Annotated in this window: 9 protein-coding genes and 1 tRNA gene; 2 read left to right on the plus strand and 8 right to left on the minus strand. The window is 59.0% G+C overall.

Features of this window, described 5'->3' with window-relative positions; genetic code table 11:
• Positions 1–6: 6 nt before the first annotated feature.
• The 3 genes from SCM96_08465 to SCM96_08475 all read right to left on the minus strand — a co-directional run bounded on the left by SCM96_08465 (position 7) and on the right by SCM96_08475 (position 7116).
• Entirely contained in the window at positions 7–2637 is a 2631-nt protein-coding gene (locus tag SCM96_08465; GenBank protein MDW7760657.1) for a glycoside hydrolase family 2 TIM barrel-domain containing protein, read from the minus strand.
• Positions 2638–2816: 179 nt separating this feature from the next.
• A complete protein-coding gene (locus SCM96_08470) occupies positions 2817–4250 on the minus strand; it encodes an amidophosphoribosyltransferase (protein MDW7760658.1) in 1434 nt (477 codons plus the stop codon).
• 196 nt (positions 4251–4446) lie between these two features.
• Complete coding sequence (locus tag SCM96_08475; protein MDW7760659.1) at positions 4447–7116, minus strand: DUF5916 domain-containing protein; 2670 nt, start codon at positions 7114–7116, stop codon at positions 4447–4449.
• Between the two features lie 178 nt (positions 7117–7294).
• Here SCM96_08475 and SCM96_08480 point away from each other — a divergent pair, with 178 nt between their 5' ends.
• Complete coding sequence (locus SCM96_08480) at positions 7295–8392, plus strand: 6-bladed beta-propeller (protein ID MDW7760660.1); 1098 nt, start codon at positions 7295–7297, stop codon at positions 8390–8392.
• Positions 8393–8490: 98 nt separating this feature from the next.
• On the opposite strand, the gene SCM96_08485 is transcribed toward SCM96_08480, so the two are convergent.
• From SCM96_08485 to SCM96_08500, 4 genes are all read right to left on the minus strand, one after another.
• A complete protein-coding gene (locus SCM96_08485; GenBank protein ID MDW7760661.1) occupies positions 8491–9483 on the minus strand; it encodes a hypothetical protein in 993 nt (330 codons plus the stop codon).
• Between the two features lie 69 nt (positions 9484–9552).
• Positions 9553–10908, minus strand: coding sequence for a phosphoglucosamine mutase (gene glmM, locus SCM96_08490; protein ID MDW7760662.1), 1356 nt, complete (start codon positions 10906–10908; stop codon positions 9553–9555).
• Position 10909: 1 nt separating this feature from the next.
• Entirely contained in the window at positions 10910–12256 is a 1347-nt protein-coding gene (locus SCM96_08495) for a phosphoglucosamine mutase (protein MDW7760663.1), read from the minus strand.
• 217 nt (positions 12257–12473) lie between these two features.
• On the minus strand, positions 12474–12845 hold the full coding sequence (locus SCM96_08500) for a hypothetical protein (protein ID MDW7760664.1): 372 nt from the start codon (positions 12843–12845) through the stop codon (positions 12474–12476).
• A gap of 219 nt (positions 12846–13064) precedes the next feature.
• On the opposite strand from SCM96_08500, the gene SCM96_08505 reads away from it, so the two are divergent.
• Positions 13065–13139 (plus strand) — tRNA-Glu (locus SCM96_08505).
• 131 nt (positions 13140–13270) lie between these two features.
• On the opposite strand, the gene SCM96_08510 is transcribed toward SCM96_08505, so the two are convergent.
• A partial coding sequence (locus SCM96_08510) for a hypothetical protein (protein ID MDW7760665.1) occupies positions 13271–13735 on the minus strand: 465 nt, incomplete at its 5' end.

The raw sequence follows: 13735 nt of genomic DNA on the forward strand, positions 1-13735 counted from the left end.
CTCCTCTCAGCGGACGTTCCAGCCGCCGACCCGAAGCCGCGGCCGCTCGCCCCGCAGGTCGTCCACGCGCATTCCGGCTTCGACACGCCGCGACTCGCCCGGAAGAAGCGTGAAATAGTTGTCCTCCCAAAGGATAGGCAGAACCGGCTCTTCGGATTCCTCACGGAGGACGGTGAGTTCGACATGAAGAGCGACATGGGGCGAGGGGTTTTCGAGTTCGACCGCGACTTTCATGAGACCGGCCTGGGTCGTAAAGCGCTCCCGGACTTTCAACCGGACCTGGAGAAGATCGGCGAGCGCCGTCAGATCGGCGAATCCTTTCATGGGCGTGACAAGATGAGTGGTTCCGGCTTCGCCCAGAACGTCGGGCACGGTCGAAAGGCAGTAGAAATTCGCGCTCACGAGCGCATTTTTCCTTCCCAGAAGCCTGAGATCGATAAAATAGAGGCCGGTGATATCCGCGGGTTCGGGCAGAACACCGAGTGTCCGGATCTCGCCCGCGGCGAGATCGATCGGGCTTTCGACGGCCTGAAGACGGGCCATCTCCTTCGAATAGACCGCCGCCGTCGCCCGAAGCCCCTGGGCCGGCTCCGCGGTCGTGTTGACGGCTTTGACCTCGCGGGTCGCGTAATCGTAGAGAATATGGATCGGAGTGTTGGCTTTTCTCGCTCCGTAAAGGGCACCCGTCGGCATCAGATCATAATCGTAGAGCTGCCACCAGAGGCTCGGCCAGGCCGAATTCAGCATCCAGTGGATGAGGCCCGTCGCCTTCGGGCGTCCGGCCGTAAAGGCTTCGAACATCGCCCTCACGCCCTCGTAGTTCAGGAACTGGGCCTTGACCGCGAAATCCCGGACGTCCCGGGCCTGTCCGAGCCGCCTGTCCATGGCTTCGAGATAACGGTCGAGGTTCCGGAACTTGCCGCGGGCCGCATGAAAGAGCCAGGTTTCATTGATCGGCCAGAGATCCTCTCCCGGGAACATCCGTTTCAGGCTTTCGAGCGGAGGGACCTGCGGTCCCGGACCCGACTCGGTGTTGAAGCCGAACGCCCCGCCGTTTTTCTTGTCGGCATACCAGTAGACCGGCGGAACATAATCGTAGGGCCCGTTCATTTTGACTCCGGTTTTTCCGGACAATTCGCTTTCTCTGGCCGAGGCGGAGAGAAGCCGGGGGCGTCCCGGATCGTCCGCATCGAGAACCTCCAGATATCGCCGCTCCAGTTCCGGCCTCGGGGCGAGATCGCTGCCCATGAGCCAGACGAGAACGGCGGGATGGTTTCTCAACCAGCGGATCTGGTCCCGCCACGATTCGACGGCCAGCCGGATGTCGTCCTCGGTGCGGATGCCGCCGTGCTTGTCGGTGGCTTTTCCCAGAAGACCCGACCACTCCCACTGGCAGCTCCAGCCGGCCATGATCATGACGCCGGCGCGGTCGCAGAGATCGTAGAGTTCGGAACCTGTTCCCCAGAATCCCTCGAGCCGGATCGTGTTCAGGTTCATGTGGCGCACGTAGAGGATCTCCGATTCCAGCTTTGAGCCGCGGACGTTGAGCAGCATGTCGTCCGTCCAGCCGGCCCCTCGGACGAAAAAGGGCTTGCCGTTGAGTTCGAAGATGCGGTGCCCTTCGGCGTTGAGTCGCGATGAAACCTCCCGGATACCGAAGATGACGGAGGCTCCGTCGGAGATTCCTTCGCCCGCCCGAAAAACAAGATCCAGACGATAAAGCTCGGGTCCTCCCATGTCGTGGGTCCACCACAGTCGCGGTTTGCGGATCACGAGCTCAGGATGATTCTCGGGTGCGAACTCCACGGTCAGAGTGTCTCCGGCGGGGATTGCGACCTTCCGGCTGAAGCGAGCGTTTTCGATCCGTCCTTCAAGAACTCCGTTGATGGTTTCCGTCCCATGATTTCTCAGTTCGGCCTGGACGGTCAGCCGCGCTTCACCCCGCGTCTCCAGGTTCACGCGGCTCCGAACGACCGGGAATCGGAGCGAGACGTCGCCGCTCGTCCGCACACGCACCGGGCGCCAGAGCCCCATGCTGCGGTCGGGAGGGGGCGGATTCCAGTCGGCGAACCCGATGGTGAAGTCGCCCGGTTGCGGCGGGAAGACTTCGACGGCCAAAATGTTCATGCCTTCGGGGCGGGCGATCTCGGTGACGTCGAAGGAAAAGCGGCGGAACGGCCCGAAGACCTCGTCCTTTCCGGCCACGAGTTTGCCGTTCAGCCAGATATCGGCGCGATAATTGATGCCGTCGAACTCCAGGAACACTCTTTTCGCTCCCGGCCCGCCGCCGACGGCGAATTCCCGCCTGTACCACCAGGATGATTTGAACGGCTCTTCGGGGACGGTTTCGAGATTTCTGCCTGTAAAGATATCCCGCTGGATGCCGGCCTCGACAAGCGTCCCAAGGACGGTTGAGGGTACTTCGGCCGGAATCCATCCCCGGATCAGAAAATCGGGCTTGGAAATTTCCTCGCCCGAGGCCCCGGCTTTTTCCGAGGACTGCAGGGTCCAAAGCGTGCGGAGTTCGGATGTCCGCTCGGGTTGGAACCGGGCTTGCTCGGAACGAAATTGGCCACCAAGGGGTTGGATTAGTGATAAAGCGATGGTTCCCGCGAGGGTTACGGCGATGCGGCGCATGACTCCTCCTGACTCTTCTATTGTAGCGGTTCCCGCGCAAAACTCAACGGACCCCTTTTATCTTGACATGGGGATACGGCAGGACTAAGCTTCCACTCCACCAAGCCTCGAAAAAGACAAGCGGCCCGGAGGAGGAATTGGAATAAGGCGGCCTGCCCAGGTCCAGGGTTTGCCCTGACTCAGATCGAAGGAAAAGGCAGAGCCGGGCTGCGGATCTCGACCCCGTCCCAGCAGAAGGTGCAGACGTCGTCCTTTTTTCGCCCGAGCGCCTCGATCATGTCCTCCATGTGCTGATACTTCAGGGACGTCAGGTTGAGACGCTGCCGGATGCGTTCCTCCATGGCCGTGTAACGGTCCGTCCCCGGCCGGGCGTAGGGTTCAAGGTCGACGGGCCGGTCGCCCTCGATTTCGCGCACGGCCCGGCGGGCGGCCAGGTCGAATTCCGAACGCGAAATCGAAAAATTCAGGAACTTGCAGCCGTAGAGAAGAGGAGGACAGGCCGGCCGCATGTGGATTTCCCGAGCTCCGACGTCGTAGAGGCGTTGCAAGGTGTCTTTGAGCTGGGTGCCGCGGACAATGGAATCCTCGCAGAAGAGCAGCCGCTGTCCGAGCACGAGTTCGCGGATGGGGATGAGCTTCATCCGGGCCACAAGGTCGCGGACGTCCTGGTTCTGCGGCATGAAGCTCCGAGCCCAGGTCGGCGTGTATTTGACGAACGGCCGCTTGAACGGCACCTTGGCCTCGGCGGCGTAGCCGAGGCCGTGTCCGACGCCGGAGTCGGGGATGCCGGCCACGAAATCGATCGGGGCCGGGTGGCGCCGGGCCAGCGCGGCGCCGCACCGGTTGCGGGCCCATTCGACATTCGTCCCTTCGTAGCTCGATGCGGGGTAGCCGTAATAGATCCACAAAAACGCACAGATCTGGTCGATCGGTCCCGGTGCCTGAAGCGTTTCGGCACCGTCGGCCGTCACCCGGACGATTTCTCCCGGGCCGAGATCCCGGACGATCTCGTATTCAAGATTGGGGAAGGCGCAGGTCTCCTGAGTTACGGCCCAGGAGCCGTCCTTGCGGCCGAGAATGACCGGAGTCCGGCCGTACTTGTCGCGGGCGGCATAGATCCCGCGGGGCGTCAGGATCAGAAGGGAACACGAGCCCTCGATAACGTTCTGAAGGGCCGTGATCCCGGCCTCGAAGCTCTCCTCCTGGTTGATGATGGCGGCGGCCAGTTCGGTGGAATTGATTTCTCCGGCGTTCATCTCGGCCAGATGCAGGCGGCGCGGCAGGAAGATGTTGTGGACGAGTTCATCGGCGTTTTTGATGGCCCCCACCGTGACGATGGCGTAATCTCCCAGATGGGAGCGGATGAGGACGGGCTGGTCGTCCGTGTCGCTGATGATGCCGATGCCGCAACGGCCGTGCAGGCGGTCGATCTCGGCGTCGAACTTGGGCCGGAAAGCGGCGTTCTCAATGTTGTGAATGGCCCGGGCGAAGCCGTTCGATCCGGAAACGGCCAGTCCGCCCCGCTTGGTTCCCAGATGAGAGTGGTAATCCGTCCCGTAATAGAGATCTGCGATGATGTCCTGACGGCCCGCCGCACCGAAGAATCCTCCCATGGCCTTTTCTCCTTTTCGGCTTTTGCTCATTCTCTTTCGGCGGCCGCATCCTGTCAAGCCCGCCGAACCATTGTTCTTGACTCGTTTTTATCGGCGGCGATATGATCAATAGGTCATTCGCCCTTTCCGGAAATGCGTTGACCTCGATTTTTCCGGCTATTTCGTGTGGGGCCGTTGCCGAATCTGAAGCCCGATCTCACATGTTCCAGCGATAAGACGCTTTGAGCATGAAGATGTTGTCCCCGGGAGCCGTCAGAAGATCGCCCATGTCGCGGCGCAGCCGAAGATCCCCGGGATTGGCATAGTCGGCCCGGTTCTGCGTCCAGACGAAGTAGAGAAGGGAACCGGGTCTGAATTCCCAGCGAAGGACAATCGTTCCCCGGAGCGATTTCACATTGAAGTCCGGATTGCGGAACGAAAAGGCGACCGCCGGATCTTCGCCGTCGAGGTCGATGGTATAGATCCCGTCCGCGAAGGCAATTGTTGAGCCGTTTTGACCGAACACATTGTAGTCATAGGATCGAGGCCGGGCGAGTTCCTTGAATCGGTCATAAGCGCCGACTCCGATAAACGGCTGCAGATAGGCTTGAAGGGACAAGGCGGGGGTAAAGGTCCAGTCGAGACGGACCTCGGTCGAGACGACCTGCTGGCGGATACGGCCGAAAACGTAGCGTGTTCCGTAGGTAGCGGTCATCCGGTCGTCCCGAAAGCGTCCGACCCATTGAGTGGCCATATCGTCGTAGTTGTATCGGGGTCCGATCGATAGGCTCAGATTCGAGGCCGGTTTCCAGCGGAACGCCAGTTGGGCGCTCCAGCCTCGGCCGTCGGGTCCGTTGTTTGAAAGCGTCCCGCCTCCCTCCAGTATGAACGGACGGCGGCTGTCGGTCGAGAGCATAAAGCTGGATTGCATGCCCGCCGGTGACATGGCCATCGGGCCGCCCCGGGTCAGACGATTGTTGAGCATATCGGGAAAGGCGACGATTTCGGCGTTGAAATCCCAGAAGTTCCGGAACGTTCCCTGAAGAATGACGACGGCGGCTTCGGAGACCTTGTTACCTCCGAAATCATAGCTTTGCAGAACGCCCGAGCCGGCCACAAACATGTGGAAGATCTTGCCGGGCTTGGTCCACATATATACGGGAAGGAAAGAGACATTGACGATGTCCGACCCGGCGCGCTGGAAGCCGAGATCGTTCGGGTCGAATCCCGGAGAGAGGGCCCCGATGCCGAAGACCCACATCAGGGGCGCGTTTTGCTTGGCGACCTGGATGCGGCCTCCCCAACCGGAAAGGGACCCGGCCGACGGATCGAGCTCGACGTGGGCGGCGTCGGGCCGCTGATAATAATGAAGAGGAGACCGCTGAAGCCGGAGGATATTTTCCGGCGTGCCTTCGACCCGCGTTCCGCCGATCCAACCGCCGAGGACATAATTGCGGTTTGCGTCGAAAAACGTCCAGCCGTCGACGGCCAGGCTGAAGGCGTTTTGGTTCATGATGCCGGCCAGGTTCGTATTCGCCGTGTCGCGCATGACGCCCGTAGCCATGATCCCGATCCCGCGCCGGCCCCGGTCGATATCCTTCTGGGCCCGAAATACGCCGAAATAGGACAAGGGCTCGACTTCTTCCTTGGAACGCAGACCCGAGGCGTCAAGGGCGGCGAATTCCCGGGCGGTCAGGGCATTGATGAACCCGACGTTCCAGCTTCCGAGACGGCCCGTGATCTTGGCCGCTCCGAGGATCGTCGTATGGCCCGGGACGTCGACATGGCCGGCCCCGGTGACATATCCCTGAGGGGCGCGTCCGATGCGGCGGCTGTAGAAAAACTCCGGGCTCGGCCAGTTCATCCCCGCGTTGATATAAACTCCGCCGCGGCCGAAACCGTTGAAAATCGAGGCGCCCTCGATAAAGAAGGGCCGCCGTTCCTGGTAATAGGTTTCGTAGGCCGTGAGATTAATGACGGCCGGATCGACTTCGACCTGGCCGAAATCGGAGTTGACGGTGGCGTCGAGAGTCAGATTGCTTTTCAGGCCGGCCTTGAGATCCAACCCGGCGTTTCCCAGAAAGCGGTGTCCGGTCCGGAAGGGATTTCCCGGCTCGGCCGGCTGGAATTGACTCCGGCCGGTGACATAGGGCACAACTTCAAGATGCCGTCCTGGGGAGATGTCCCCGATTCCCTCGAGACGGGCGAATCGGGAGACGTGTGCGGGTTCGCTTTTGGGAACCCAGACGAGCGAGGCCGTTTCGTTCTTGCGTTTGACGACCCGCCGGAAATTCACCCCCCAGACATATTCATCCCGGCTGGAAAACCGGAGCTGGTCGAAGGGAATCCTCATTTCCACCGACCAGCCGTTGTCGTGAACGGCCGCTTTCCATTCCCAGACGCCGTCCCATGAAAAATCCTGGTCGACGTCGTTGGACAGGACGGCGTCCCGGATCGAATTGGACGGATTGACGGCGAAGGCATATCCCGAACGCCTGTCGTAATAGGGATCGACATAGAAATAGAACCAGTCCGAATCGACGGCAACGTCGCGGCGGCCCAGCCGGCCGAGAATTCTGTCGGGTTCGGAATCCCGGCAGAAGGCGGCGACATAAACGGCCTTGTCGTCATAGGCGATCCAAACCTCGGTCGTCTCCGTGGCCGGCTCTCCGTCCTTGGGGTCGTTCTGGGTGAAGCCGTTGACTCCCTCGCGCTGCCAGACGATCTCTTCGAGGCGTCCGTCGATGACGATCGGATCGTCTGTCCGGACGGCTTGAATGATGCGCTGACCGGGTTCGGGTTCGGGCAGGCCGGTCCTGTCTTTAGCGCCGAGCGGCGATATCATCGCAATGATAATGAGGGCTATCCGGGCGGCTGATGGTTTCATTTCGCGTCTCCTCATTGAGATATACGGATTTGAAGGCTGTTTTGTTGCCAACGGAATGAACCATCCGGGTTCTTGTAAGATCAAAGCTCTGAGGAAGACACGGAGTCGTTAATCTAGATTTCGTGTCTGAATAATTTTATATTATTATTAGTTCGGCATTTTTTCTTACGAGGTTGTGATGAAAAAGCATCAGGGTGCGATTGTGATGGGGTTTTGTCTTGTATTTGGATTGGGGATAGGATTTGTTTTTGCGCAAGATCTGAAATCCGAATCCATATTCAAGAAATGGTTCAAAGAACAAGATAAGATACTTATCGACACTTCGGGTTTATCGGTTTCGGCACTTAGGGAAATTCATGTGCGGCCCGAAGGTAATATTGTTTTTTTAGATCCCAGAGCCGGCTGTCTTTTTGAATTCGATTCTTCAGGAAAGTTCATAAGGAAGATTGGAGGCCGAGGACAGGGACCCGGGGAGTTCATGATGCCGATTGCCGCCTGTCTCGATTTTGCCGGCCATCTCTATGTCGCCGACAGTAAGACCCGAAGAGTAAGCATTTTCAATCAGGATGGTTCCTTCGTCTCGTCCTTCATCCATGCGGCCAATCATGGATATCCTTCCATCATGAGGACGGATTCTCATAGGAATCTTTTCTTAGAAGTCCTCGCGCTTCCTCCGGAAGGCCGCATAATGCCCGATTGGTTCTATAAGTATAGTGCCAACGGCCGGGCACTCGGCTCCTTTTTTGAAGCCGGTACTGATACGGATTGGATCTTAAGTATGTATCCCCGCTTCGCCTTTGACTTGTCGGGCGACACCATTTACGCAATGCAGATTCACGCCTATGAGATCAACCTGATTGATGCGGACGGCAAGCTTCTGAAAACCATCGGAGAGCCGCCGGATTATTGGGTCAAACCCGAATTCAAGAATCGCATCAGCGGACGGTCATTTCGGTCCCAGACGGAGTTAGTGGACTTGCTGACAGGGCTGTCGAAATCCTGGACGCGTATCATAAAGTTGCAGGTCATCGAAGGGAAATACATTGTGGTGATGACATTGGCGAATGGACTGGTCCGCGGGATTGAGGAAACGTATCTCTTGGATATATGGACGATCGAGGGAAGAAAAGTTGTTACCGGGATCCCCAGCCCGTATGCGCTGCTGTGCTCCGACGCTAAGGGGAATTGTTACTTCCTACTCGACTCGACCGAGGAGACGGCCCTCGATGAAGATCCCAAGTATACGATCGGCAAGTTCAAAATCGACGCTGATTGAGATGAAAATCAGGATGACCTGACTAATAAAATCCCCGGTATGAAAACATCCCCGTCAAAAATTTTGGTCGATCGTTTTGGAAGGCCAATATTTCCAAGCTAGTCCAATCTGTAAACATTTAGTATGAGATCGCCTATCGGTCCGTTTGTAATTGCGTATAGATTTCCATTGTCCCAGAACAGGGGTTTCCCCTCAATAAAGAAATAGCCGATCCTTCCGCCATATTCATCAAAAATGTCTATGGGAAATCTATAAGGCGCTGGTCCCTTTTTTCGGGTTCTGACATACAGTCGGCCTCGCTCATCGACCGTCATATCCATGATTGCCGGATGGTGTACAGGAAACTTGACTTCGTACATCGGCGGCATCATTGCCAGGAAACCATCTTTCTCATCCTGAGTGATTTCTACGGGGTCATGCTCTTGAGAGATTTCATTCAGAAGAACGCCATCGACGTCATAGATTTCGATGCGATATCCTGAAAATCGTGCGCAATAGATCTTCCCCGATTGGGTAGCGATCCATCTCAGGGTCGGAGCGAAAGGCTCCAACCTCGCTCCACTTTGCGCCAATGGGTGCGAGACGATAATGGTTTTGACGCGAAAGGAGGGTTCCAGAACAGCAAGTTCCTGACGGGCGGATAATCCGTCGTGTGGAATTCTATGGATGATAAGATCGCCGGAATCCACAAAGTAAAGTTTAAAACAGGAGAAATCCTCCGTGGGCAGAGATTGCGTCATGTCCCCTTCCGTGGAATAGAAATCAATGGATCTGTCGTACAAATTACCGACCGCGATCTCACCGGAAGGACTCCAGGTAAAACCGATGAATCTGCGCAATGGGGGATCCTGTCGGCTCCGGGCATTGAATTTCCCGGTGATTTCTCCATGCTCATTCCATGCAGAAATAGTGCCGTATTCCATGTTAATCGTCCAGATTCGCCCGTCGGGACCAACAAGGAGATCGATATCCCTGATGTTTCCGGCATCGAGCGGAATTTGGCGAACCAATCGAACTTCCACCGTTTCTGTGGAGTAAACAAGCGGGGGGAGAAACCAGGATATGGCTAGGAAAAAAAGCAAAGGTCTCATGCCAGGATTGTTCCTTTATGTTATCAAACCATAAACGCTTGTTCAATAGAAATATATTCAGCTTATGAATCAGGACAGTTCGCGGATGTCGTCCTTGAAGGACTGAACCAGTCGTTCGGCCGCCGCTTTTGTTTTGGCCTCGGCCGTGATGCGGATGAAAGGCTCGGTGTTCGACGGCCGGACGTGGACCCAGCTTCGGCCGAAAAAGATCTTGAGTCCGTCGAGGGTCGAGATCTCCCGGCGGCCGTGCCGCTTCTTCAACCGCGCCAGGATGCGGTGGGCCTGATCGGGCGTTCCCTCGACCTTGTCTTTCACCAGGACGTAGGAGGGGATGGTGCGCCGAAGCGCCGAGGCGGTTCGGTTCGAGGCCGCCAGGCTTTCGAGGATGAGGCCCGCGGCGGCGAAACTGTCCCGGCAGGGATGGACGGCCGGCCAGACGACGCCGCCGTTTCCCTCGCCGCCGATCGCGGCTTTGCGCCGCAGGAGCTCCTCGACGACGTGGGTTTCGCCGATCTTCGTCCGGAAGACGGGAACGCCGGCCTCCCGGGCGATGTCGTCGATGGCCAGGCTGGCCGAGAGGTTGACGACGACGGGGCCCGGCTTTCCGCCGAGAACGCGGCGGACGGCCAGGGCGAGCGTCATGTCCTCGCCCATAGGCCGCCCTTTCTCGTCGACCAGGGCCAGGCGGTCGGCATCGGCGTCCTGGGCGAACCCGATGTCGGCCCGGTTTTTGACGACGGTTCGGCTGAGTTCGGACAAATTTTCAGGAGTCGGTTCCGAAGGCCGGGAACAGGAGCCGTCGGGAACGGCGTCGATCAGGACGGTCCGGCAGCCCAGTTCTTCAAGGAGAGCCGGCATCAAAACGGAGCCCGCGCCGCCCGCGCAATCGGCGACGACCCGTAGTTTTCTCTTTCGCACGGCCTCGACATCCAGATTCCGAAGAAGTCTTCTCAGATGGGCGTGAGGGGCGCCGTCCTCGCGCTCGACCGTGCGGATGCCTTCGGCGCCGGCGAAAGCGAAATCGCCCTGGTGGTAGATATCCAGGAATTCGGCGGTTTCGGCCGGATTGAGATAGAGTCCCCGGCCGCTTATGAACTTCAGGCCGTTCCATTCTCCGGGATTGTGGCTGGCCGTGACGGCCACGCCGCCGAGAGCCCGGCGCTCCTTGACATAGAGAAGGATGGTCGGGATCGGGCAGATTCCGATATCGACCGGCCGGCAGCCCGCGGCCAGGAGGGCGGAAAAGACGGCCTCGGTCAGCATGGGACCGGAGGATCGGGCGTCCCGGCCGACAATGATCCGGGCCCGCCCGGCGTAGGTTCCGAACGCGGCCGCGAATCGGGCGGCGACCTGGGGCGAGAGGCTGTCCCCCACGATGCCCCGGACTCCGGAGATGCCGACCTTGAGGGAGGATTTACTCTTCATGTCAGACCATCCGGACGACTTCGGCGGCCACCCGGTCCAGTTCCTCGAGGGCCCGCCGCCGCGTCGCGAATTCCGCCGTGATGCGGATCATGGGTTCCGTGGCTGAGGCCCGGATCTGGATCCAACCGTCGCGGCGCTCGACCCGAATGCCGTCGCCGGACTGGATGTCTTCCTCGGGGAAAAGGTCGCGGGTTCGGGCCACGACGGAGTGGATGCGGTGGGGGAGGCAATAAATTTTTTCCTTGACGATGTGATAGCGGGGAAGCTCCGCGGCGAGTTCCGAAAGCTTCCGTTTTCTCACGGCCATGGCCTCCAGAACGAGTCCCATCGTCAAAAACCCGTCGAAAGCCGGCTGAAAAAGACGCGCGGCGACGCCGCCGCTGCCTTCGCCGGCCACGGCCGCATCCTCGGCGATCATGGCCTGGATGACGGGCGACTGTCCGACCTTCGACATGACGACAGGGACTTTGCGGCGGGCCGCGACGCCGTCGATCATCCGCGATGTCGAGAGCGTCGTCACAACGGGTCCGCCGTCCCGCTCCAGAATTCGGTCCGCGGCGATGGGGAACGTGTATTCCTCCGAGAGGGTTTCGCCGTCCTCGGCGACCAGGGAGACGCGGCTGCCGTCGCTGTTCAGAAGGAAGCCGGCGTCGGCCGCGGCGATCCGGATGATGGAGGATGTCTCGGAGGCGTTTCTCGGTCTCGGTTCGGGGGGATGAGGGAAATAGCCTGACGGAGTGTTGTTGACCGGGACGAATTTGCAACTGAGTTCGGAAAAGAACCGGTCGACGATCCCGGCCGCCGCCCCGTTGCAGGGATCGGCCACGACTTTGAATCCCGCACTTGCGATGGCCTTGCGGTCGAGGACGTGCATCAGGGCTTGGAAATAAGGACTGAGGGGATCCTCATGGGTCCGGACGGTTCCCAGCCGGTCCGAAGCGACCCGACTGAATCGCCCGAGATGAAAGAGATCGAGAACTTCCTGGCCCTGATATTCGTTGAGATACGTTCCGTCCCTGTTGATGAACGTCAGGGCGTTCCAGGAGGCGTCGTTGTGTCCGGCCGTGATGGCCAGCCCGCCCCGGGCTTTGAGCCGGGGAATCCAGAACTGGAGAATCGGCGTCGGGCAGACGCCGAGGTCGACGACGTCGCATCCCGTGGAAACGAGCGCCGAGACGGAGGCGGCCCGCAGCATCGGTCCGGAAGACCGTGTGTCGCGGGCGACGAGGATGCGTCCCGGGCCCACGGCCGTGCCGAAGGCGCAGGCGAAATCCATGGCCGGCTCGGGCGTCAAGGCCTCGCCGACGACGCCGCGCACACCGGACAACCCGATCTTCAGAAGTTTCATCTTTATCCAGGGGACATATACTCCGGCCTTGCAGGGATGTCAATGCCGGCCGGTCCGGTTGGATCGGCAATCGGGGAAACGGGAATAAAAAAAAGGGAGGAGGGCCTGGAGCCGGATCCTCTTAAGATCCTGCTCCGATTCCTGATATGCCTTGGACGAGGCCCTCCTCGTTTGATGACATTATCGGCCGCGGAGGCCGTGCGGTCAAGCCCGCCGTTCAGCCCTTTTTCGCCGCCTCGAAGGCCTCAATCATGTTCGGAATGACGATATTGAGAAGAAGGCCGAGCTGGACCTTGTTGGTGTTGATCAGCATGCCCCACTGGAAATCGCCCATCGGGAGCACGACGACCATATGCCCGCCCTCGAGGTTGATGATGTAGTAATCCGTGAGTTTGGGGAAAGCGCTGCCGTCCAGGGCTTTGAGAAGCATTTGGGTGATGCGGTTGAAGAGAGCACAGGCCTGGGGATTGGAATTGTATCCCACCAGGGATTGGCCGTCATTGCTTGAAAAGATATCGCTGGCGAGCAGTCCGTCGCCCAGGCTTTCCTTCTGCATTTCAACGGCTTCACGCAGCTTTTTGACGTTCATATCAATACCTCCTTAACGATTCCTCGACCTCGTCAAGACCTCTGCGGCCGGCCGGGGCTTGGAATTTTAGATCCGGACTGAAACGGACGTCAATGCGCCTCCGGGGTGTATTGGAGGGTGATTTTTCGCCGGGCCGGCTCACCGCCTGCGGTTAAGTGCGGCCGAGCCGATTTTCGTTGACAGCCCGTCCGCAAATCTGCTATTTTACTTTTTTCCGGTGGCGCTATCGTCTAGGGGTTAGGACGGGTGGTTCTCAGCCATCAAACCGGGGTTCGAATCCCCGTAGCGCTACCACATCCATTTTTTGTTTATCCCCTGATTTTCCCGGTCCATACAAGTTCTGAACTCCGGAGGAGGGTTGAGACAGTTCATTCATCCTTGACATCACGGGTCCGGAACATAGAATAATGGAGCTTGTTTCAAAGTTACGTGATGGCATCGATCCACCTGTAGTTGGAGATGAGAGACACAAGGTGTAAACGGCGATGAAGCCGGAGATATTGAGACCACAAGCTTGTCCACATCGTGGGGTGAAAGATTTTGCGCATGGCCATCGTCAGCCAGTTGAGGAGCCCGGCCTCGCTCCAACGGCGACCGACCCGTTTGATCCGATTCACCACCCGGCTGAAGGCCGACTCGGCAATGTTGGTGGTGAAAGGGATCCAGCGTTGGTGGTCCAGCCAGTAGTCAAAAAAGACCAGGGCCTGTTGCGAGAAGTTCAGCAGGTAGGTCCGCGTTTTAGGGTAACGGCTCTCCGGCAAGGCCGCCAGCAACTCACGAAAGCCGCGCCGGATCGTTCGGGCCAGATTGCGGACCAAAGGCTCGTCTTCGGGCTTCAACGTTTCCAGCTCCGCCTGCCGCAGGCGGAACAGGGGGTTGCCGTTCAACAG

The organism is Acidobacteriota bacterium (genome assembly GCA_033549365.1).
In the GTDB taxonomy this organism is placed as follows: Bacteria; Acidobacteriota; Aminicenantia; order Aminicenantales; family Saccharicenantaceae; genus JAWSUF01.

Coding starts and splice junctions, on each gene's coding strand:
- SCM96_08470 (MDW7760658.1), bottom strand. CDS start 4,250: ATGGGAGGATTCTTCGGTGCGGCGGGCCGTCAGGACATCATCGCAGAT.
- SCM96_08500 (MDW7760664.1), bottom strand. CDS start 12,845: ATGAACGTCAAAAAGCTGCGTGAAGCCGTTGAAATGCAGAAGGAAAGC.
- SCM96_08480 (MDW7760660.1), top strand. CDS start 7,295: ATGAAAAAGCATCAGGGTGCGATTGTGATGGGGTTTTGTCTTGTATTT.
- SCM96_08475 (MDW7760659.1), bottom strand. CDS start 7,116: ATGAAACCATCAGCCGCCCGGATAGCCCTCATTATCATTGCGATGATA.
- glmM (MDW7760662.1), bottom strand. CDS start 10,908: ATGAAGAGTAAATCCTCCCTCAAGGTCGGCATCTCCGGAGTCCGGGGC.
- SCM96_08465 (MDW7760657.1), bottom strand. CDS start 2,637: ATGCGCCGCATCGCCGTAACCCTCGCGGGAACCATCGCTTTATCACTA.
- SCM96_08495 (MDW7760663.1), bottom strand. CDS start 12,256: ATGAAACTTCTGAAGATCGGGTTGTCCGGTGTGCGCGGCGTCGTCGGC.
- SCM96_08485 (MDW7760661.1), bottom strand. CDS start 9,483: ATGAGACCTTTGCTTTTTTTCCTAGCCATATCCTGGTTTCTCCCCCCG.